Origin of the sequence: Peribacillus deserti (assembly GCF_016909175.1) — a bacterium.
Taxonomy (GTDB): domain Bacteria; phylum Bacillota; class Bacilli; order Bacillales; family DSM-1321; genus Paraperibacillus; species Paraperibacillus deserti.
This window is the reverse complement of record NZ_JAFBFI010000009.1, coordinates 143,211-163,922: the sequence shown is the minus strand read 5'-3', so window position 1 is coordinate 163,922 and position 20,712 is coordinate 143,211. Positions and strand designations below refer to the sequence as shown.

21 protein-coding genes and 1 riboswitch are annotated in these 20,712 nt (G+C 40.2%); of the genes, 12 read left to right on the top strand and 9 right to left on the bottom strand.

What is annotated here, in order from left to right:
* Nucleotides 1-7 precede the first annotated feature (7 nt).
* From JOC77_RS11585 to JOC77_RS21595, 3 genes are all read left to right on the top strand, one after another.
* Nucleotides 8-1,510, top strand: coding sequence for an o-succinylbenzoate--CoA ligase (locus tag JOC77_RS11585; protein WP_239558721.1), 1,503 nt, complete (start codon nucleotides 8-10; stop codon nucleotides 1,508-1,510).
* Nucleotides 1,500-2,621: an o-succinylbenzoate synthase gene (gene menC / locus JOC77_RS11580; RefSeq protein ID WP_204543420.1), complete on the top strand. Its 1,122-nt coding sequence runs from the start codon at nucleotides 1,500-1,502 to the stop codon at nucleotides 2,619-2,621. Before JOC77_RS11585 ends, menC begins: the two co-directional genes overlap by 11 nt.
* Before the next feature lie 90 nt (nucleotides 2,622-2,711).
* Nucleotides 2,712-2,843: a hypothetical protein gene (locus JOC77_RS21595; RefSeq protein ID WP_275585072.1), complete on the top strand. Its 132-nt coding sequence runs from the start codon at nucleotides 2,712-2,714 to the stop codon at nucleotides 2,841-2,843.
* A 75-nt stretch (nucleotides 2,844-2,918) separates the two neighbouring features.
* Here JOC77_RS21595 and JOC77_RS11575 read toward each other — a convergent pair whose 3' ends face one another.
* On the bottom strand, nucleotides 2,919-3,857 hold the full coding sequence (locus JOC77_RS11575; protein WP_204543418.1) for a metal ABC transporter solute-binding protein, Zn/Mn family: 939 nt from the start codon (nucleotides 3,855-3,857) through the stop codon (nucleotides 2,919-2,921).
* A 217-nt stretch (nucleotides 3,858-4,074) separates the two neighbouring features.
* Nucleotides 4,075-4,317 carry a membrane protein insertion efficiency factor YidD gene (gene yidD / locus JOC77_RS11570; protein ID WP_204543409.1) on the bottom strand — a complete coding sequence of 81 codons (243 nt, stop codon included), beginning with the start codon at nucleotides 4,315-4,317 and terminating at the stop codon, nucleotides 4,075-4,077.
* Between the two features lie 146 nt (nucleotides 4,318-4,463).
* On the opposite strand from yidD, the gene JOC77_RS11565 reads away from it, so the two are divergent.
* Nucleotides 4,464-4,937: an S-ribosylhomocysteine lyase gene (locus JOC77_RS11565; RefSeq protein ID WP_204543407.1), complete on the top strand. Its 474-nt coding sequence runs from the start codon at nucleotides 4,464-4,466 to the stop codon at nucleotides 4,935-4,937.
* Nucleotides 4,938-5,261: 324 nt separating this feature from the next.
* Here the strand turns inward: JOC77_RS11565 and ytzI are convergent, their stop codons facing one another.
* Entirely contained in the window at nucleotides 5,262-5,435 is a 174-nt protein-coding gene (ytzI, locus tag JOC77_RS11560) for a YtzI protein (RefSeq protein ID WP_204543405.1), read from the bottom strand.
* Between the two features lie 196 nt (nucleotides 5,436-5,631).
* A complete protein-coding gene (locus JOC77_RS11555; RefSeq protein WP_204543403.1) occupies nucleotides 5,632-5,883 on the bottom strand; it encodes a DUF6154 family protein in 252 nt (83 codons plus the stop codon).
* A gap of 304 nt (nucleotides 5,884-6,187) precedes the next feature.
* Here JOC77_RS11555 and JOC77_RS11550 point away from each other — a divergent pair, with 304 nt between their 5' ends.
* Together JOC77_RS11550 and ytkD are read left to right on the top strand one after the other, a co-directional pair.
* Complete coding sequence (locus JOC77_RS11550) at nucleotides 6,188-6,505, top strand: hydrolase (protein ID WP_204543401.1); 318 nt, start codon at nucleotides 6,188-6,190, stop codon at nucleotides 6,503-6,505.
* A gap of 94 nt (nucleotides 6,506-6,599) precedes the next feature.
* A complete protein-coding gene (gene ytkD / locus JOC77_RS11545; RefSeq protein WP_204543399.1) occupies nucleotides 6,600-7,076 on the top strand; it encodes an RNA deprotection pyrophosphohydrolase in 477 nt (158 codons plus the stop codon).
* 24 nt (nucleotides 7,077-7,100) lie between these two features.
* On the opposite strand, the gene JOC77_RS11540 is transcribed toward ytkD, so the two are convergent.
* From JOC77_RS11540 to JOC77_RS11530, 3 genes are read right to left on the bottom strand one after another with little or no spacing between them, the layout of a single operon-like run.
* Nucleotides 7,101-7,916: an ABC transporter permease gene (locus JOC77_RS11540; RefSeq protein ID WP_239558720.1), complete on the bottom strand. Its 816-nt coding sequence runs from the start codon at nucleotides 7,914-7,916 to the stop codon at nucleotides 7,101-7,103.
* Nucleotides 7,906-8,676 carry an ABC transporter ATP-binding protein gene (locus JOC77_RS11535; RefSeq protein WP_204543395.1) on the bottom strand — a complete coding sequence of 257 codons (771 nt, stop codon included), beginning with the start codon at nucleotides 8,674-8,676 and terminating at the stop codon, nucleotides 7,906-7,908. Before JOC77_RS11535 ends, JOC77_RS11540 begins: the two co-directional genes overlap by 11 nt.
* A gap of 13 nt (nucleotides 8,677-8,689) precedes the next feature.
* Nucleotides 8,690-9,688: an ABC transporter substrate-binding protein gene (locus tag JOC77_RS11530; RefSeq protein WP_204543393.1), complete on the bottom strand. Its 999-nt coding sequence runs from the start codon at nucleotides 9,686-9,688 to the stop codon at nucleotides 8,690-8,692.
* A gap of 181 nt (nucleotides 9,689-9,869) precedes the next feature.
* Between JOC77_RS11530 and JOC77_RS11525 the strand changes: the two genes are divergently transcribed.
* Together JOC77_RS11525 and JOC77_RS11520 are read left to right on the top strand one after the other, a co-directional pair.
* Nucleotides 9,870-10,667 (top strand): alpha/beta hydrolase family protein, encoded by a 798-nt coding sequence (locus JOC77_RS11525; protein ID WP_204543391.1) that lies wholly within the window; start codon nucleotides 9,870-9,872, stop codon nucleotides 10,665-10,667.
* 32 nt (nucleotides 10,668-10,699) lie between these two features.
* Nucleotides 10,700-10,942: a DUF2584 domain-containing protein gene (locus JOC77_RS11520; protein ID WP_204543384.1), complete on the top strand. Its 243-nt coding sequence runs from the start codon at nucleotides 10,700-10,702 to the stop codon at nucleotides 10,940-10,942.
* A gap of 563 nt (nucleotides 10,943-11,505) precedes the next feature.
* On the opposite strand, the gene pckA is transcribed toward JOC77_RS11520, so the two are convergent.
* Nucleotides 11,506-13,092: a phosphoenolpyruvate carboxykinase (ATP) gene (gene pckA, locus JOC77_RS11515; RefSeq protein WP_204543382.1), complete on the bottom strand. Its 1,587-nt coding sequence runs from the start codon at nucleotides 13,090-13,092 to the stop codon at nucleotides 11,506-11,508.
* A gap of 282 nt (nucleotides 13,093-13,374) precedes the next feature.
* Nucleotides 13,375-13,526, top strand: a riboswitch (SAM riboswitch).
* A gap of 389 nt (nucleotides 13,527-13,915) precedes the next feature.
* Between pckA and metK the strand changes: the two genes are divergently transcribed.
* Both metK and asnB read left to right on the top strand, forming a co-directional pair.
* Complete coding sequence (gene metK, locus JOC77_RS11510; RefSeq protein ID WP_204543380.1) at nucleotides 13,916-15,118, top strand: methionine adenosyltransferase; 1,203 nt, start codon at nucleotides 13,916-13,918, stop codon at nucleotides 15,116-15,118.
* Nucleotides 15,119-16,149: 1,031 nt separating this feature from the next.
* Nucleotides 16,150-18,048, top strand: coding sequence for an asparagine synthase (glutamine-hydrolyzing) (gene asnB / locus JOC77_RS11505; protein WP_204543378.1), 1,899 nt, complete (start codon nucleotides 16,150-16,152; stop codon nucleotides 18,046-18,048).
* Between the two features lie 62 nt (nucleotides 18,049-18,110).
* Here the strand turns inward: asnB and JOC77_RS11500 are convergent, their stop codons facing one another.
* On the bottom strand, nucleotides 18,111-18,626 hold the full coding sequence (locus JOC77_RS11500) for a gamma carbonic anhydrase (RefSeq protein WP_204543460.1): 516 nt from the start codon (nucleotides 18,624-18,626) through the stop codon (nucleotides 18,111-18,113).
* Between the two features lie 146 nt (nucleotides 18,627-18,772).
* On the opposite strand from JOC77_RS11500, the gene JOC77_RS11495 reads away from it, so the two are divergent.
* Both JOC77_RS11495 and JOC77_RS11490 read left to right on the top strand, forming a co-directional pair.
* On the top strand, nucleotides 18,773-19,576 hold the full coding sequence (locus tag JOC77_RS11495) for an alpha/beta hydrolase (protein ID WP_204543376.1): 804 nt from the start codon (nucleotides 18,773-18,775) through the stop codon (nucleotides 19,574-19,576).
* Between the two features lie 12 nt (nucleotides 19,577-19,588).
* Nucleotides 19,589-20,665: a tetraprenyl-beta-curcumene synthase family protein gene (locus JOC77_RS11490; RefSeq protein ID WP_204543374.1), complete on the top strand. Its 1,077-nt coding sequence runs from the start codon at nucleotides 19,589-19,591 to the stop codon at nucleotides 20,663-20,665.
* The last annotated feature ends 47 nt before the right edge of the window (nucleotides 20,666-20,712 follow it).

The following is a 20,712-nucleotide window of genomic DNA, read 5'->3' as shown; positions in this document are numbered from 1 at the left end:
ATGATCAATGATGATACACGCTGAATGTGTGCCGAATTGGCTAAAGAAACGGTCTGAGCTGACACCCGATCGAATTGCATTGGAATTTAATGACCACAGTTATTCGTTTTTAGACTTGCATAGTCGTGCAAACACCTGGGCGTCTGCCTTGTACAAAAAGGGAATCAAAAAAGGAGACACGGTGGGTCTCCTTGCTGGAAATCATCCTGATTCAATTTTTATCCTGCACGCTCTGTTTTATTTAGGTGCCAGAGTTGTGCTGCTAAACTCCCGGATGACTGAAAATGAATTAAAATTTCAGCTGGATGACTCTGATGCCTCCTTTCTGATCAGCGAGCAAAAATTTAAAGACCAGGTGCAATTTTTGAAAAAGAATAGACTCATTGCTTATCTAAAAGAGGACTTTAAGGAAAGTGACTGGCCGGAAGCCCCTATATTAGATGAGTTTGACCTAGAGGAGACAGCGACAATCATGTATACCTCTGGTACAACAGGAAAACCAAAAGGAGTTTTACAGACATTCGGCAACCATTGGTGGAGTGCAATCGGGTCTGTTTTGAATCTTGGATTACATGAAAAGGATACATGGCTCTGTACAGTGCCTATCTTCCATATAAGCGGTCTGTCGATTTTAATGAGGAGCGTTATTTATGGAATACGTATAGTCCTGCATGACTCGTTTAACGAAAAAAAAGTAAATGATGATATTATGAATAAGGGAATAACGATCATCTCTGTTGTAACAGCTATGCTTAACCGGATGCTTTCCGAACTTGGGAGTCAAGAATATCCTAACGCCTTTCGATGCATGCTTCTTGGCGGCGGGCCTGCCCCAAAATCTCTTCTGGATGATTGCAAGGTTAAAAATATTCCGGTTTATCAGACATATGGAATGACGGAAACTTCCTCTCAAATCGTTACCCTGTCCCCTGAATACAGCATGGATAAGCTTGGATCAGCAGGCAAGCCTCTGTTTCCTTCCGAAATATATATTGAATTAGACGGAAAAAAGGCTCCGGCTAATCAAGCAGGTGAAATCGTAGTAAAAGGTCCTAATGTTACGAAAGGATATTACAATCGGACCCGGGAGACGAAAAAGGCGCTCCAGAATGGCTGGTTTTATACTGGGGACATAGGGTACCTCGATGAAGAGGGATTTTTATTTGTACTGGACAGAAGGTCAGATTTAATTATTTCAGGAGGAGAGAATATTTATCCGGCTGAAATTGAAGGCGTTTTATCCCGTCACCCTTATGTATTTGAAGCAGGAGTTACCGGCTTTCCTGACTCTAAATGGGGACAGGTTCCTTATGCTTTTGTAGTATTAACTCATGAAAACTCTGTGACAGAAGCAGACATGATAGAGTTTTGCCAAATGTTCCTGGCTTCTTATAAAACTCCTAAAAGGGTTCTTTTTGTTCCAGAACTGCCCCGGAATGGCTCAAACAAGCTGCTAAGGAGAGAATTGCGTAAATTATTAGAAGAGGAGCAGCAGACAGATGAAGATTAAGCAGATATCCTTATATATTATTTCTGCCCCTTTAAACGAACCTTTTATCACTCACCTTGAAACGGTGACAGAAAGAGCTGCAATCATTGTTGAAGCCGCAGATAGCGACGGATTTAAAGGCTATGGGGAAGTGACGGCTTTTGCAAGTCCGTGGTATACCGAGGAAACGCTTGTAACGGCTCAGCACATGTTGAAGGACTTTTTAATTCCGGCTTTATTTGAATGCGAAATTTCGAATCCGAAAGAATTAGAGTTTATTTTTAAACGCTTTAGAAGAAATAACATGGCTAAGTCCGGATTAGAGCAGGCAGTATGGGATTTGTACGCAAAACAACAGGGAGTATCTCTTTCCAAGCTATTTGGAGGAACCGCAAAAAGAATTCCTTCAGGAGCTGTAGTCACAGGCTCCTCAAGCAGAAGGGCTATACAGCAGATTGAAGATCTTCATACAGAAGGGTATCAACGGTATAAGATAAAAATCAGCAGAACGAATGATACGGAGCTCCTGCGGGACATAAGGAGGTATTTCCCGGATCTGCCTCTTATGGCAGACGCCAATTCTGACTACACACTCGATGACATCAATCATCTGAAAACACTTGATGAGTTTCGGTTATTAATGCTCGAACAGCCGCTTGCTCACGATGACATCGCAGAGCATTCATTGCTTCAGGAAAAAATAAAAACGCCCCTTTGCCTTGATGAAAGTATACATTCCTTTCAGGATGCAAAGGGAGCTCTCTTAATGGGCAGCTGTAGAATCATAAATATCAAGATGAGCAGGGTAGGGGGATGGATTCAAGCTAAAAAAATACATGACCTCTGCTACAGCCAAAACATACCGGTGTGGTGCGGAGGGATGGTCGAGTTTGGTGTTTCTAGAGCTCATAATATAGCACTTGCATCACTTCCAGGCTTCACAATAGCTGGTGACATTTCATCATCATCAAGATATTGGGAGGAAGATATTATTGATCCCGAAGTTAAAGTTGTAAACGGCTGGATAGCTGTACCTGAAAAAAGCGGGATAGGTTTTGGAATTAATGAAAGAAGATTATTAGCCATAGCTAATCATAAAGAAGTCTATAAAACAAGGGGTGAAATAAAATAAATTTTCTGAAAATGGGCTTTTGCCGATTTTCTCTTTGCTGTTAAATTGATTATAATAAGAGTAATCAATAAATAAAAGGCAGGGGGATTTATGAAAATTAATAAAAAGCCATATCTAATTGCTGAAATTTTGCTATTAAGGGGGTTGCCTGAATATGTAATAAAAACGATCACAAGACTGGCTGATGATGAGCTTCAAGCATTAAAACAGAAATGGGTATAGGGACCTCTCGAGAAAGCGCTTTAATGGCGCTCATATAAAAAACCTTGCCTGGATGACAAGGTCTATACTGTCCAATTATTTGGTTAAGGCAGTTTTTAGGGCTGCGATATTTTTATTCATCAGACTAAAATAGTCTTCCTTACCTTTAATATCATTCTCAGTCAATACAGACAAATTATGAAACTTCAAAGGTGCAGCTCCTACTTCTTTTTGAATGGTCTCGGTGAGTTTAGAGCTTACATTTTGTTCAAAGAACACATATTTTATCTGATGTTCTTTTGCTGTTTGTACGACCTGTTTCAGCTGCTTTTGCGAAGGTTCACTGGAAGACAAGCCTGAAATACTTATTTGTTCAATTCCATAACGATTTTCCCAATATCCATAAGCAGCATGAGAAACGATTATTTCTTTACGGTCTGCTTCTTTGACTGCTGCTCTAAAACGGGAGTCTAATTGATCAAGTTTTGCAGAAAGCTCTGTATAATTTTTCTCAAAGTACTCTTTCTTTTCTGGTTTTTTATTAACAAGCTCATCTTTTACCACTAAAGCCATTTGTTTAGCGAGTTCAGGATCGATCCAAATATGCGGATCAACATCCGCATGGTGATGGTGGTCCTCTTCATGCTGTTCTTCTTCCTTCACCGCTGGAATATCTATTTTTTCTCCAACTGCTGTCATTTCAACATTTTCACTTTTGAAAATATCATCTGCTTTATCCACAAATCCCTCTAGACCGTGTCCAATATATAAGAAAAGGTCAGCTTCTGTCATCTTAATAATATCTTTTTGAGAAGGTTCGTAAGTATGTTCGTCAGTACCGGGCGGATAAACGGTTGAGACCTTCACATACTTTCCGCCGATGCTATTTGCAAAGTATTCCAGTGGATAAACCGTGGAATATATATTAATCTTGTCTTCCCCTTCTACTTTTTCTGAATTAGGCTCTTTAGCTTGTGAACAGCCTGCTGTTAACAGGACCGCTGTAATAATGGTTAAAATAAACTTTAGTTTCAATTTATGATCCTCCACAGATTAATAAGTCGGACTGATTCCGATTTAGTGTTAAGAAAAAAATAATTCGAAATGATTCCGAATTACTCTAAATTATATTATCGAAAAAACAAAAATATATCAAGTATATTTACTGGAAAAGTTGTTTATTCGTACAGCTATTTTTAGGCAGGAATTATATCCATCTCACAATCTTCTGTTTTTTAATTGTAATTACGAGTTATTTAGAGTACCTTCTTTTTTCTTTAGATTCTGGAACCGGATCGAAGCCTCCTGGATGCAGGGGATTGCATTTTAAAATGCGGATCAAAGTCAAATATCCCCCTTTTATTGCGCCAAATCTCTGGACAGCTTCAATACCGTAGTGAGAGCAGGTTGGATAAAACCTGCACGAAGGAGGCTTTATTGGAGATATGGCAATTTGGTAAAAACGTATGGCGCCTAACAGCAGCTTTTGTATCATAAAAATACCTTCATTTCTTTGCAGGATAGAAGCTTGAACCTAATCTCTATAATTCCGGTAGGTTTTGTTGAATTTTCGAATGAAATAGATGAAAAACTTCATGAAAAGTAGTAAAATAGATTTTAGACTTACAAAGGAGTGATTATATGCCTTCAGTAGAAAGCTTTGAACTCGACCATCACGCTGTCAAAGCCCCTTATGTCCGCCACTGCGGCGTCCATAAGGTAGGAAGTGACGGTGTCGTTAATAAATATGATATTAGATTCTGCCAGCCAAATAAGCAAGCAATGAAGCCTGATTCCATTCATACATTGGAGCACTTATTGGCGATTAATATCCGTAAATACACAGAAAAATACAGCCACTTCGATATTATCGATATTTCACCTATGGGCTGCCAGACTGGTTTTTATCTAGTTGTAAGCGGAGAACCAACTGTATCCGAAATCATTGATGTACTTGAAGAAACGATGAAGGATGCTATTGAAGTAACTGAAGTACCTGCTGCAACAGAAAAACAATGCGGCCAGGCAAAGCTCCATGACCTTGAAGGAGCCAAAAAACTCATGAAGTTTTGGCTTACACACAGCAAAGAAGAACTTCACCAGGTATTTGCCTAATAAAATGGGATTGGCTTTTAAAGGCCAGTCCCATTTTATTTAGGAAAGTTCGTCTATGCGGGATTTGTTTTGTTGGATTTAAAGTCTGCCTGCCAGTGGAAAAAGCCAGTATCTGTGTAAACGCAATTCAGCTCTGAGCGTCATAAATAAATGTATTTTGGCACGAATATAGGAATAAAGCGCGGTATTTCGTTTCGCTCAGGTTATTTTTCGAGCATGGCTCAATTTTTTTCAAAAAACAGCTCAATTAATTCAAATAATAGCGCAACTATATTCTGTAATTCCTGGTTCTTAATATTGCTAAACATTTCAGCAGTTAAAAAATTAATGATCTGCCGGGTCATCATCAACTGTCGAGTTCTCATCTTTTAGTACATTGGGGTTATTCTCAATCGGATCTACCGTATGTTTTACTGTATAGGCCTTCGACGTAGTTAATACAGCTAATAAGAGTACAACTAAAACGATTATAATGGAAATAATCAGAATGATTGTCATAGCAGTCACCACCTTTTTGTTATACATTGTCATGTTTTCTTTATTTTAACATAATGACAAGTGCGTTAATGGGATGATTTTTGATACATAACCTGTCATTTAAAACAGACACCAAAGGGTGTTGCAAAACCCGGAAAGCACTACAGATAAAAAAGCCTCAAAGGGGATCCTTTAAGGCTGCATGGGATAATATGTATTAATGTACATTTCGGGATGGGTAGGGCAGATGCTTTTCGAAATTTTCCTGAGCAAATTTGCCCTTCAGGCTTTCTATAATATAAAGTCCCATTAAATTAATCAGTTCCTGATTATCCATATCATGGATTAATCCCAATATCTCTTCTCGGCTTAACTGCTCGAGTACGGCAAAGGCAAGCATGTCGATGTCCTCATCATTTCCGGTCAGCTTCGTCTTATACAGCTCATACAATTCTTCGATTAACTTCATTTTTTCTTTCACCCCTTGCAGTTAAAATTTATCCATTGGCGGAACCTCTTAAAGGTGATATTTTGACTATCCTCTACTGCTTCTATATTATTCGTTAGGATCAATTATGATATGTCGCTTATTTTTTATTACCCTTTTATATTTTGTTTAATCTAATTTTGCCCATTTACCGAAATAAATTTCCTTTTGTTTTAGGAAAAAGGACTCTGTGTGCTGAATCTTTTGATTCCTGGATAATGAGTGTATGGAACGAATTAAGTCCAGATAAACTAAGTCAAAAGAAATATAGAAAGGGCGGTTTTTCTTGAAAGAAGAAAAAAAGACCTATTACATAACGGTCGCAACAGGGCAAATCTCTCAGGACCGAGAAGCATCAGAATGGAATTTTAAGATTGAGGCAGCACAAGACGAAATTAGAAAGCTTAGAGAATACTTTGATATGAACGCTTCTGAAGATTGGATGACCTTCTGGAGAGCGCATCTTCCGTTTTTAGAATATCATGAGGATAAATCCAATGATCATTATGATGATACATTAAAAGAAGTGTATCACATGATTTATACTCTTGGTGATACAGAAACAAAAAATCACATACAAAGTATGGGGATCCTTAATAGTTAAGCATCGTTTTATACGTATCCTTTTGTCAGAACAAATGCTAATTTGATATGATATTTTCATAAACAGCATTTTATAAAGGATTAGGTAAATCACCATGGAAAGATTTTTAGACCAGAATGGATGTATCGTCTCTTACTTTGAAGATGATGAGGATTTCTTATCGAAATCCAGGCATGTTCTAGTTATCTGTTCATACAAGAACAAATGGGTATTAACTAGGCATCGAGTCAGGGGGTTGGAGTTCCCAGGTGGAAAAGTAGAGGATCTGGAATCTATAAGAGATGCAGCTGTGAGAGAAGTGTATGAGGAAACAGGGGGAGCAGCAGGATCGCTTTATTATCTTGGTTCCTATTGTGTGGAGTGTGCCGATAATCGATTCTATAAATCCATTTTTTTCACAAAGCTGAAGTCTCTTGAAACCAGGGATCACTATTTAGAAACAGACGGTCCGCTGCTTGCTGAAGATCTCCCGGTGAATCTAATCGAGGACGATCGGTTCAGCTTCATTATGAAGGACAGAGTAATTGAAATTTGTCTGGATCTTATTGAGAGAAGAGGTCTTAATAGGTGAAAGGAGAACCTGATTGGTTCTCCTTTATTGGTTGGAGCTTTTGATCATTTTTCTCTCTAAGTACTCAACCAGCTGATACATAATAGTGGCAAAGACGGCGATTATGAGAAGCGACATTAACACAAGGCTGAAATTAAATACCTGAAAGCCATAGATGATTAAATAACCAAGTCCCTGTTGTGAGACTAGAAATTCTCCAACTATTACTCCCACCCAGGAAAGGCCGACATTTACTTTTAAAGTGGAAATGATGGTTGGAAAACAGGCGGGAAGGATGGCTTCTTTGAAGCAGACAAACCTGGAGGCTCCAAAGGTCTGGAGCACCTTCATATAATTCGGGTCTACCTCTCTGAATGAAGTATATACCACAATGGTTGTGATAATCACAGAGATAATGGCGCCCATTGCGATTATGGATGTAAATCCAGGGCCAAGTGCAACAATAAGAATCGGCCCAAGGGCAACCTTTGGCATTGCATTTAGTATAACCAGGTATGGGTCAAGAACCTTGGAAACAAGCGGCGACCACCACAAAATAGCCGCAAGCAGTGTTCCGCTTAGAGTGCCGAGAATAAAGCCAAGAATGGTTTCAAAAACCGTGTACCCTATGTGGGTAAAAATAGAGCCATCCTGAATTTTGGTAAGGAGCAGCTCAATAATTTTGGAAGGAGAACTAAAGATTAAAGGGTCAACCCATTCCAGCCTGCTTGACAGCTCCCATACAGAAAAAAAGAAAGCGAAAATAAAGAGCTGATATGTTCGGACAATCCGTTTTTCCCGTATAAGGGACTCGATATATTGTTTATGGAGCTGTTCAATATGAGTGGATTTACTTTTCAAGATTTTCAAGCTCCTTCCATACGGTTTGAAATAATGAAGCATATTCTGGATGGGCTCGTGCCTCAAAAGGTGTAAGGTTTCGTAACTGTTCAGGAACAGAAATCTGTTTGTAAATTTGTCCCGGATTGGAGGAAAACAAGCAGATCGTGTCACTCATGGCTATGGCTTCCCCTATATCATGAGTCACCAGGATAGCTGTTTTTCCAAAAGATTTAAGCGTTGCTGAAACTAGATCTTCTAGCCTTAACTTGGTTTGAAAGTCTAAAGCTGAAAATGGCTCATCAAGCAATAGTAATTTCGGATCTGCCGCAAGAGTTCTAACAAGTGCTACCCGCTGCTTCATTCCGCCGGACAGCTGTTTGGGATATTGGTTTTCCGTTCCCTCAAGCCCTATTTCCTTAAGCAGACGAAACGTTTTTTTTCTTGATATTTCATTACTTTTATTCAATATCCGCAAACCGAGAAGAATATTTTCTTCAATGGTTTTCCAGGGAAACAGGTAATCCTGCTGGAGCATGTATCCGATTAGAGGCTCTTCTGCCTCCTGAATGGGCCTGCCTTCAACAAGTACCTGCCCTGAGCTCGGATTAAGCAGACCCGATATGATTGACAGTAATGTTGTTTTTCCACATCCGCTTGGACCTAGGAAGGAAATGAAGCTGCCTTCCTCAATGTCCAGGGAGATGCTGCTTAATGCCGTTTTAGCGCTCTTTTTTGTAAAATAGGTATGGCTGATATTTTGTATCCTAAGAAAGCTCATGGAAAAAGCCTCCTCATTTCTTAGTAACCTGTTGGGCGATTTCGGTATTTACCAAACTGTCATGGCTTATTCTTTTTGGAAGCTCGCCAGCATCCTCCATAATGTTCTGCAAATTGTTCCATTCCTCTTTATCCAGGATTGGATTTTTTGCAAAAGATTCCTGTTTTTTGTAGCGGTCCACAACAGTTTCAATGAGCTCTAAATCTGTATCAGGGAAAAAGGATTGAATTGCTTTCGCAGTTTCTTCCGCACTATGCTCATACACCCATTTTTGGGCTTTGTAGACGGCTCTTGTGAATTTTTCAGCTGTATCCTGTTTGTCTTTTAAGAAGCTTTCTTTGGCCATAAATGTTGTATATGGAATATGGCCGGATTCCGTGCCAAATGAAGCAATAATATGGCCTTTGCCTTCTTTTTCAAATACGCTGGCTGTGGGTTCGAACAGCTGGACATAATCGCCTGTTCCTGAAGCGAATGCTGTTGCAATATTAGCATAATCAATGTTCTGGATTAATGTTAAATCATTATGAGGATCGATTCCGTTCTTTTTTAAGACAAACTCTCCTGCCATTTGCGGCATTCCGCCTTTCCGCTGGCCAAGGAATGTACTGCCTTTTAACTGATCCCAGCTGAAATTATCCACTTTGTTGCGGGATACGAGGAATGTTCCATCTGTTTGAGTTAATTGCGCAAAGTTAATAACTGGATCCTTTGATCCCTGTGCAGATACATAAATCGATGTTTCTGACCCAACTAGCGCCACATCTGCCCCGTTTGAAAGCAGGGCGGTCATGGTCTTATCTCCACCCGGGGTCGTTTTTAAGTCAATCTCTAGTCCTTCCTCCTTAAAGAACCCTTTTTCAATGGCTACATATTGGGGAGCATAGAAAATGGAACGGGTAACCTCTGCTACGCGGATTTTTTGGACTTCCTCTTTTCCGCAGGCTGCAAGCGGAATAATCAGTACCAGGGCAAGCAGTACACTATAGCAGACTTTTAATGACTTTCTCATGGTCATCCTCCTTGCACAATGGAATAGTAAGCCTCGATGTTTAACTTATCGTATGAAAGTTCAAAAAATGTGTGATTGCCTATAGAACCTTTTTTTGATTACAAGCAAGCTAAAATGGCTATTAGGTAAGATAATGAATAGATACTCTCAAAAGTGGAATTTGTTAGAAAGGAGGGGGATTATGCAAAAATTAGATGGAGCTCTTTATTCTAAACAGCGTTTCCCATCACCTAATCCTGAAATCAATATGTACCTCATTACATATTGGTCGAACGGACTGCGTGTGAAGGGACTTCTGGCAGAACCAAAAGGAGAAGGAACGTATGATGGCTTTTTATATTTAAGAGGCGGCATCAAAAATGTCGGGAAAGTAAGGCCCGCCAGAATCGCTCAATTTGCTGCAGAAGGATTCGTAGTGTTTGCTCCCTTCTATAGAGGAAATCAGGGCGGTGAAGGTGATGAGGATTTTGCCGGCGAAGACAGACAAGATGCAGTAAACGCCTATAAAGTTCTTGAAGAGTGGCCGAATACAGCCAGCTCAAAGATACACATTTTTGGCTTTTCAAGAGGAGGGGTGATGGCTCTCCTGGCAGCCATCGAATGTCCTGGCACAGCTTCCGTGACGGTGTGGGGAGGAGTGACAGATATGGCATTGACTTATGTTGAACGAACAGACTTGAGAAGAATGATGAAGCGGGTAATCGGGGGAACACCAACAAAATATCCAGAACGTTATAAAAGGAGGACTCCTCTTTATCAGGTAGAAAATATTCGCTGTCCCATTCTTATCATTCATGGGGTAGAAGATCATAATGTATCCATAGATCACGCCTACCGCCTTGAAAAAAGGCTGAGAGAAGTAGGACGGGAAGCGGAAACGTGGTACTTTTCAGGGTTTACTCATTATTTTCCGCCCGCGATGAATCGAAAGATTGTTTCCGATTTAACTGCCTGGATGAAAAGAATGGGAGAAAAATGATATGATAGGAGTAAAGATAGGGGGGACTTAGTATGGGTATGCCATTAGAAATGAATACAATGATTGTAACCAAGGGCCGTGAAACCAGGGCACATGAAAATGTTTTTAGAATTACAAAAGAAGGCTACCGTTTGTACCCAATGGAGATTCCTATTGAAGTAAGGAAGACCAAAGAGGGAGAGCCAAACGGAACAGCACTTATTAAGAAGCTGGAATGGGAAAAAGAACTAACTGTAATTACTTACGAGCTGGTTTCGTTGAATTCTACTAACTAAAGATTCCTGCCTGCAGCATACAAAGTGGCTGCAGGCTTTTATATAACAATTTCGGATTTATTATTGTTACAAACAAAGACAGAGCGTATTATATAACAATTATTCAAATAGATGATGAATCCTATTGTTTAGTGAGAATATCTACTGACAAATATACAAAGAACCATTGCTCGGACTATAAACCATTAATAGCAAGCCCTTTTAGGTTCTCTAGAGTAAATTTTATCCTTAATCCCGTCATATGAAGACGTCAGCATGTGCTTATAGAGGGACCTGTCCATTTAACAAGGGATTTAGAAATTTAAGGGGCAAAATAAAGGTTTTCTAGGCCTAGATTAAATTTTACGGCACTTTAAAAATTTACGGGGATTCCAGCTTTTTGCGGAGGATTATAAACGCCATATATATATCAAAACGGCTGGCGTACTCTTCACGGTAAAAGATACGCCTTCTTAGCTGGGGCTCTAGTTGATATGTTGATATAAATATCGACGCTATCGGCTAAAAGTACCTACAAAAAACGAGCTGCACAGCAAAGCAGCCCGTTTTTATATTCATTAATTTTAAAGTCTTGGACCGCCATATTCGGCGATATCATGAGAGATGCCGGAAAATTTCTTGAAATTTTGGCGGAATTTCTCAGCCAGATCACGGGCTTTTTCCTCGTAAGCTTTTTGATCAGACCAGGTTTGACTTGGCTGCAGCACTTCATCAGGTACACCAGGAACATGCGCAGGTACTTCGAGCCCGAAGATGTCATCTTTAATTGTTTCCACATGGTTCAGTTCACCTTCAAGTGCAGCCTGAACCATTGCACGTGTATAGGCAAGCTTCATACGGCTTCCTACCCCATACTCTCCTCCGGTCCAGCCGGTATTCACGAGAAATACTTTCGCATTATGCTCATCTATTTTTTGTCCGAGCATTTCTGCATAGCGCTGAGCCGGAAGCGGCAGGAAAGGCGAACCAAAGCAAGTAGAAAAGGTTGCCTGAGGGGAAGTGATTCCTCTTTCAGTACCTGCCAGCTTACTTGTATAGCCGCTTAAAAAGTGATACATCGCCTGTTCTTTTGTCAGCCTGCTGATTGGAGGGAGGACCCCAAAGGCATCTGCTGTCAGAAAGATGATCGTATTAGGATGTCCGGCTATGCTTGGAGTTACAATATTATCGATAGCCTGAATCGGGTAAGCAGCTCTTGTATTTTCAGTCAGCATATTGTCGTCATAGTCCGCTATGCGGGTATCTGAGTCTACCATTACATTTTCAAGGACGGAACCAAACCGGATGGCATCAAAAATCTGCGGCTCTTTCTCTCGGGTAAGATTAATACATTTTGCATAACAGCCGCCTTCAATGTTGAAAATGCCGCTTGATGACCAGCCATGCTCATCATCACCAATCAGCTTTCGGTTTGTATCGGCAGATAAGGTGGTTTTTCCTGTGCCTGACAGGCCGAAGAAAAGCGCAACGTCGCCTTCTTTGCCCACATTTGCTGAGCAATGCATGGAAAGGATGCCGGCTTCTGGAAGCAAATAATTCATTACAGAGAAAATAGATTTTTTCATTTCGCCGGCATATTCTGTTCCGCCTATTAATATGGTTCTGCGTTCGAAAGAAACCATAATGAAGGTTTCAGATTTAGTGCCGTGAATGGCTGGATCGGCTTTAAAATCCGGTGCTGAGATGATAGTAAATTCTGTTTGATGCTCTGACAGTTCTTCTTCCCCGGGCCGGATAAACAGCTGATGGGCAAACAGATTATGCCAGGCATATTCATTAATAACCTGAATAGGCATCCGATTTCTTTTATCAGCGCCTGCATAGCCTTTAAAAACAAAAATTTCATCCTTTGCTTTTAAATGGTCTACAACTTTGTTATATAAATTATTGAATACTTCTTCAGAGATTGGCTGATTGACCGAACCCCAGTCAATTTTATCTCTTGTTGCTGCTTCGTCCACTGTGTATTTATCTTTAGGTGAGCGTCCCGTATATTTTCCTGTTTCTGCACGGACTGCACCTGTTGATGTAAGAATGCCTTCTCCACGCTTTAACACCTTTTCCACTAGCTGGGGCACAGATAGTTGAATATGGACATTTTGTCCGGATAACAATTCCTCAAGTCCATTAGAAACGCCAACAGAATTCATATATGAGATACCATCCTTTTATATTTGTTTTGTTGCTAATTAGTATAACACATTCACTTAATTAGTCCACATTAATATATATTATTTTATAAAAAAATCTTCAAAGTGCGCATTAATTTGATGAAAAAAAGCAAGTAATGTTCGTCCATTTTAAATAGTTAGGACAATAACAGGATTCATTCAAATATTTCCATTTTGGGCTAGAAAAAAATTAGTCAAACCCTTGTAAAAATAATTGACATATTTCGATTAAATGCGGTATGATTCTACCTTGAACGGATTCTCTTATCCCGAGCTGGTGGAGGGACAGGCCCAATGAAGCCCAGCAACCTGCAGGTTTTTATCTTGAATAAAAACAAACGAAGAAAATGGAGACATTTTCTAAGGCAAAGGTGCTAACTTGATGCAAGGCTTATGCCCTTGACCGATAAGAGTGAAAGGCTGATTGTCGTAAACAAACCTTTCCTCATTAATAGGAAGGTTTTTATTTTTGTCTGAAAAGGATAGAGGATAACACATTTCTTTATCCAGGCAAAAACCGATTCAACTTTTTTCTATTATGGATCCAAATCGGGCAATACGTGTTATACAAAGTTCCTTTTTAATAAAGTGCACAACTTTTTGGCACTCACTTATACATACGCAGTGACAGCCGCAATTTCCAGTCTCCATGAGTCTGAATATTGCCGGGCCAGGATAAAATATGCATCTTTTAAGGAATACTACTTAAGGGAATGAGCTCCGTCTCAAAAAAAACAGGCTATGGCAGAAATCTGTTTAGATTATGCCAAATGCAACACCATCTATATGAGGAGGAAATAGGATGTCAAAAAAGCGTCGTCTTTTTACTTCTGAGTCAGTTACAGAAGGACATCCGGATAAAATCTGTGATCAAATCTCAGATTCCATTCTGGATGCTATTTTAGCGAAGGATGCAAATGCACGCGTAGCATGTGAAACATCTGTTACGACTGGTCTTGTGCTTGTAGCCGGAGAAATAACAACTTCTACTTATGTAGATATTCCAAAAATTGTTCGTGAAACTATTGCTAACATTGGGTATACACGTGCAAAATATGGCTTTGATTCAGAGACTTGTGCGGTTTTAACTTCTATTGATGAGCAGTCAGCTGATATCGCGATGGGTGTTGACCAGGCTCTTGAAGCCCGTGAAGGCACTATGACTGAAGAGGAAATAGAAGCGATTGGAGCAGGGGATCAAGGCTTAATGTTTGGTTTTGCAAATAACGAAACAAAAGAGCTAATGCCTCTTCCAATTTCATTAGCCCATAAATTGGCCCGCCGTCTTACTGAAGTACGCAAAGAAGAGATTCTTCCTTACCTTCGCCCGGACGGAAAGACACAGGTAACTGTTGAGTATGATGAAAATGACAAGCCGGTCCGCATTGATACAATTGTTATTTCCACTCAGCACCATCCAGAAGTCACCCTTGAGCAGATTCAGCGTAATCTTAAAGAGTACGTAATTAACCCAGTTGTTCCTAAAGAACTAATTGATGAAGAAACTAAATACTTTATCAACCCTACTGGCCGTTTTGTTATCGGTGGACCGCAGGGTGATGCTGGATTAACAGGACGTAAAATTATCGTAGATACTTACGGCGGATATGCTCGTCACGGCGGCGGTGCATTCTCTGGTAAGGATCCTACAAAAGTGGACCGTTCTGCAGCATATGCAGCACGATATGTTGCTAAAAACCTGGTAGCTGCAGGCCTTGCTGACAAAGTAGAAGTTCAGCTTGCATATGCGATCGGTGTAGCACAGCCGGTATCCATTTCTGTCGACACGTTTGGCACAGGAACAGTAAATGAAGACGTACTAGTGGATTTAGTCCGCGCTAACTTCGATCTTCGTCCTGCCGGCATTATCAACATGCTTAACCTTCGCCGCCCGATCTATAAGCAGACAGCTGCTTACGGACATTTTGGACGTACTGATGTAGATCTTCCATGGGAGCGTACGGATAAAGCAGAAACACTTAAAGAACAGGCAGCAAAAGCATAATACAACGAAAAGGCTGACTCCATTTGGAGTCAGCCTTTTCCGCTGAAAACCTAAATTATTTCAATTATTACTTGTTTTCGCTATAGTTACTTATATTATTCATAGCCTTAATTGTAGAGTGGGTAATTTTCTTCAATTGTTATGGCGCCCGGACAATAATCCCGTGTGGAATAAGCATAAGAACTGGGAAATAAGCAAAATCCCCGTGGCATAAGCATATGCCCAGAAAGTTAAGCATTCATATCAGCAGAATCAGCATAAAAACTAAAAACATAAGCGTAAAGTTGGAAAACTTAAGCATAAGTCTCAAAAAAATAAGCAGAAGGTCTGGAGTCTTAAGCATAAGTCTATTAGAAAGATTTAAACATTGTCTGAACCGTTACGAAACATACTAGATCGGTATATTTTTCTCGAGCTTTATTTGTGTAGAATTAAAAATATGTAAAAATTCATTACTTTTTACACAAAAATACACCAAAAGCTTATGTAAATATACTCCCATCAAAACCGTCCTTCTGGAGATAGCACACATTTTCAGCCGGATTATCATGAATATGGAGTAATAAGCCCTTAATTTCACCTGCTTCATGAGATAGGCTATTTTTGCTGATGGTAAACGAAAACCAGTAATTGCCTTCATATCCGCAAAACTTCTTTCAAATTTCATGCCTAAAAGTTTTTAAATGACTGAGACAAGTTACCTGCGCTTAGAGAGAGACGGAACACGTTGAACTAACTTGGAATTGAAATCTTAAAAGCGATTCCCTACAGATTTAATAATTCAATTTGGCACTATCTTGAGTGGAAGGTTCCTCACTTTGTTCCGGATGAGATCAATAGGCAAGCTTACAGAACAGAACTTTGTTTAAAATTACAGATATTTACCCATGCCTTTTCTTAAAAAATAGTGTTAATATAAGAAAGTATGCAAAAAAGGATGTTTGTTTTACATACAGCAGGGTAATAGATGTTTTTACACTAGATAATCATGGGAATAAAGAGAATACGATAATATAAGTAGGTGAAAGCAAATGTGTGGATTTATTGGGTGTATACACAACACAGCACAGCAGCATAGAGATGAAGATAAACAGCTTTTTACAGAAATGAATAACATTATCACTCACCGTGGACCAGATGATGATGGGTATTTCTTTGACGATCATATACAATTTGGCTTCCGCCGGTTGAGCATTATTGATATAGAAGCAGGCCATCAGCCGCTGACTTATGAGAATGAGCGGTATTGGATTATATTTAACGGTGAAATTTATAATTATGTGGAGCTTCGGGAAGAGCTTATTAAAGAAGGATTGTCTTTCGCAACTAGCTCGGATACAGAAGTTATTATTGCTTTATACAGCCATGTGAAAGAAAGAGCAATCGAAAAGCTTCGCGGAATGTTTGCTTTTGTGATCTGGGACAAGCAGGAACAGACTTTATACGGAGGCAGAGACCAGTTCGGGATTAAGCCGTTTTTCTATATGGAAGATGGAGATAGAACATTCTTTGGTTCTGAAAAGAAAAGCATCATGCTGGCTCTAGAGAACGATGTAATAAACTACGAATCGCTTCAGCACTATTTAACCTATCAATTTGTGCCTGAGCCTGAAACTATGAGTGTTGGAATTCATAAGCTTGAACCTGGCCATTATTTTACAAAGAAAATTGGCAGACCTCTGGACATTAAACGCTACTGGAAAGCATCTTTCACAGCTGTTCATAAATCTGAAGAACAGTGGGTTAAAGAAATTAAAGATGTTATGTTCGATAGTGTTAAAATGCATATGAGAAGTGACGTACCAGTCGGTTCTTTCCTTTCAGGAGGCATTGATTCTTCCATTATTGCATCTATCGCCAAAGAATATCATCCTAACATTAAAACGTTTTCTGTCGGCTTTGACCATAATGGTTTCAGTGAGATTGATGTGGCGAAGGAAACCGCTGATAAATTAGGCGTCGAAAACATCAGTTATATTATTTCACCTCAGGAATATATGAATGAGCTGCCTAAAATCATGTGGCATATGGATGATCCGCTTGCTGACCCAGCATGTGTGCCATTATACTTTGTCGCAAGAGAAGCAAGAAAGCATGTAACGGTTGTTCTTTCTGGTGAAGGCGCAGATGAATTATTCGGCGGCTACAATATATACCGCGAACCTCAATCATTAGAAGTATTCGAAAAAATGCCTGGAGCCGTTAAAGGGCTTTTGAAGGGTGTTGCTAAAATTCTTCCTGAGGGAGTCAGAGGAAAAAGCTTTATCGAGCGTGGCGTAACTCCGATGGAAGAAAGATATATCGGAAATGCAAAAATGTTTACCGAAGATGAAAAGAGAAGACTTATGACCAATTATAAAGAAGGTCTTGAGTACACAGAGATTACAAAATCCCTATACCGTGAATCAGCAGGATATGAGCCGGTAAGCCGTATGCAGTATATCGACATTCATACATGGATGAGAGGAGATATTCTTCTCAAGGCAGATAAAATGACCATGGCTCATTCTTTAGAGCTGCGTGTACCTTTCCTTGATAAGAAGGTATTTGAAGTGTCTTCTGGCATTCCTTCTGCTCTTAAAACAGCAAATGGAACAACTAAGTATCTGCTGAGAAAAGCAGCTGAAGGTGTAGTGCCAGACCATGTGCTTAACCGGAAAAAACTTGGATTCCCAGTTCCGATCCGCCATTGGCTGAAAAATGAAATGTATGACTGGGCAAAAGCCATTATCCGCGACAGCCAAACCGATCATTTGCTGCACAAGAATGTGGTCTATAGCTTGTTAGAAGATCACGTCCAGGGAAAGGCGGACAACAGCCGCAAAATTTGGACTGTCCTGATGTTTATGCTATGGCACAGCATCAATATTGAAGGTAAATATTCCTTTCAGGAACTTTACAAGCAAGAATTAGAATCAGTGAAGAACTAGAACTAGAAAAAAAGCACCCGCGGGTGCTTTTTCTTATTAGGGGACTGTCCCCATTTCCCAGGTTATTTCCCTTGCAGGTTTTTGTAGTAATGGCCTTTTTCTGCATATTCGCGGCTGATTCGTTTCATATCCCGGATATCTTCATCATTCAGTTCGCGGATGACTTTTGCCGGCCTGCCAAAAGCGAGTGTATTAGGCGGAATTATTTTTCCTTGAGGCACAAGGCTGCCTGCACCAATAAATGCACCGCTGCCAATTACGGCACCATCCAGTACGATTGAGCCCATGCCGATCAGGGCGCCTCTTTCAATTTTACAGCTGTGCAGAATAACCTGGTGGCCAATGGTCACTTCGTCTTCCAGGATAAGCGGGGTATTCGGGCTTTGATGAAGGACGCTGTTATCCTGAATATTTACTTTTGATCCGATATAGGTTGGAGCCACATCACCCCGGATCACAGAATTAAACCAGACGCTGGACTGGCTCCCAATCGTTACATCACCAGTGATTACGGCATTTTCAGCAACATACACATCTGGCTCTATTTTTGGCTGTTTATCTTTATACGGATAAATAATCACAGGAGACACACCTTTCTCTGAAATTGGGTATTATAAGAGTAAGATTATTTTATAAGTTTACCTGTTAGATATTAAGCTGTAAAATACCAAATCAACATGTTTTTATAAAATTAAATCCTGGCATTATACAGGGGGGAATAGAAATGCATAAATGGGAAGCGGCTAACACAGCAAGAGGAGTTATAGTTATGGTTCACGGAGCACTGGAGCATCATGGCCGCTATAGATGGTTAATTGAAATGTGGCGTGCGGCTGGCTTCCATGTAGTCATGGGTGATCTGCCCGGGCAGGGGATGACCACACGTTCCAGGCGTGGACATATTGATTCCTTTGAGGAGTACATAAATACGATAAAGGAATGGGTGCGGGCTGCATATGAGTATGAAATGCCAGTCTTTCTGCTTGGGCACAGCATGGGAGGTCTTGCTGTCATCCGGCTTCTTCAGCAGGAAAGATTGAATCTGGCAGGAATTATTTTATCTTCCCCATGCCTTGGGCTTGTTCACTATCCATCCAAGGCTCTAAGTGCATGTTCAGTTGTTCTTAATGCAGTCATTCCCACTTTGAGAATGGATCCGGGTTTGACGGTACAAATGGCTACTAGAAATGATGAAGTGCTAGAAGTAGATGTTAATGACTCCTTATATGTGACTAAGGTTTCTGTACGCTGGTACCGCGAGCTGATTGGAGCCATGAAGGAGGCCTTCGAAGAGATTCCTGACCTGCAGGACATTCCGATTCTGCTCATGCAGGGAGGCGACGACAGAATTGTAGACAAGAAGGCTGTAAAAGAATGGTTTAATTACATTCTTTCAAGTGAAAAGCAGTACAAAGAGTGGCCAGGTCTTTTTCATGAAATTTTTAATGAACCTGAAAGAGAAGATGTCTTCGAGTATGCCAGGGGATTTGTCGAAAACAGGCTGAGGCTATTAGGATATATTTACTAGGGGGAAAGCTTCATGGCCATACCGGAAACTCCACTTACACTCATGTCAAAAACTTATTTAAATATTCTTCCGCTCGTCCATAAAGAGCTTGCCTACTGGAAAAAAAGGGCGGGAGAAATACCTGATTCCGAACTCCGAAAACAGGCCGGCGACAGCATAGAATCAAAAGCATTTCATTGTGAGGGCGGAGGAATTCTTGCCCTTGCGGCTGAAGATTCTGCTGAAGAAGCTGTGAAATTTATTGTCGCATACCAGACGATCAGCGATTATTTGGATAACTTATGCGACAGAAGCGTCTCGCTCGATCCGGATGATTTCAGCGCTTTGCACGAATCCATGTTACATGCTTTAACTGTAGGTGCAAAACCAGTGAATTACTATAGATATAGGTCAGGGCAGGATGATCAACATTATTTGCGTGATCTGGTTCTCACATGCCAGAATGTACTCGCAAAAATGAATCATTACGATAAAATACAAAACCACTTAATTCAGCTGTGCACTTTTTATTGTGACTTGCAGGTGCATAAGCATGTGCATCCTGATAAAAGAGTGAGCCGCCTGCAGAACTGGCATAATACCTACAAGGATTCTCTTCCTGAAATGAGCTGGTATGAATTTTCAGCATGTTCCGGCTCTACCCTCGGAATATTTTGTTTAACTTCTTATGCTTTTAGAGATGATTTTGAAAAGGTGCACGGTGATATGATTTGTGAAGGATATTTTCCTTATATCCAAGGACTGCATATCCTATTGGATTACTTGATAGATCAAGAGGAAGACCGAGCTGGGGGAGATTTAAATTTTTGTTTTTATTATCAAAATGAACAAGAAATGATGGCTAGGCTTGAGCATTTTGTAAGGCAGGCTGAGCATTACTCCGAAAAACTGCCGCATAAGCAATTTCATAAATTAATTCATCGCGGATTGCTTGGCATTTATTTATCGGATGAAAAAGTACGCAGCCAGAAGCATCTGGCCCGGCTGGCAAAAAAGGTAAGAAAGCTGGGCGGCGGCATTACGTTATTTTTTTATTTAAACGGTCGTATGTATCGCGGAATTCAAAAAATTAGTCCGTTGAAGGCATAATCATTTTGTACAAGCCCCAGCTATTATAACTAATACAGGGTGATCCA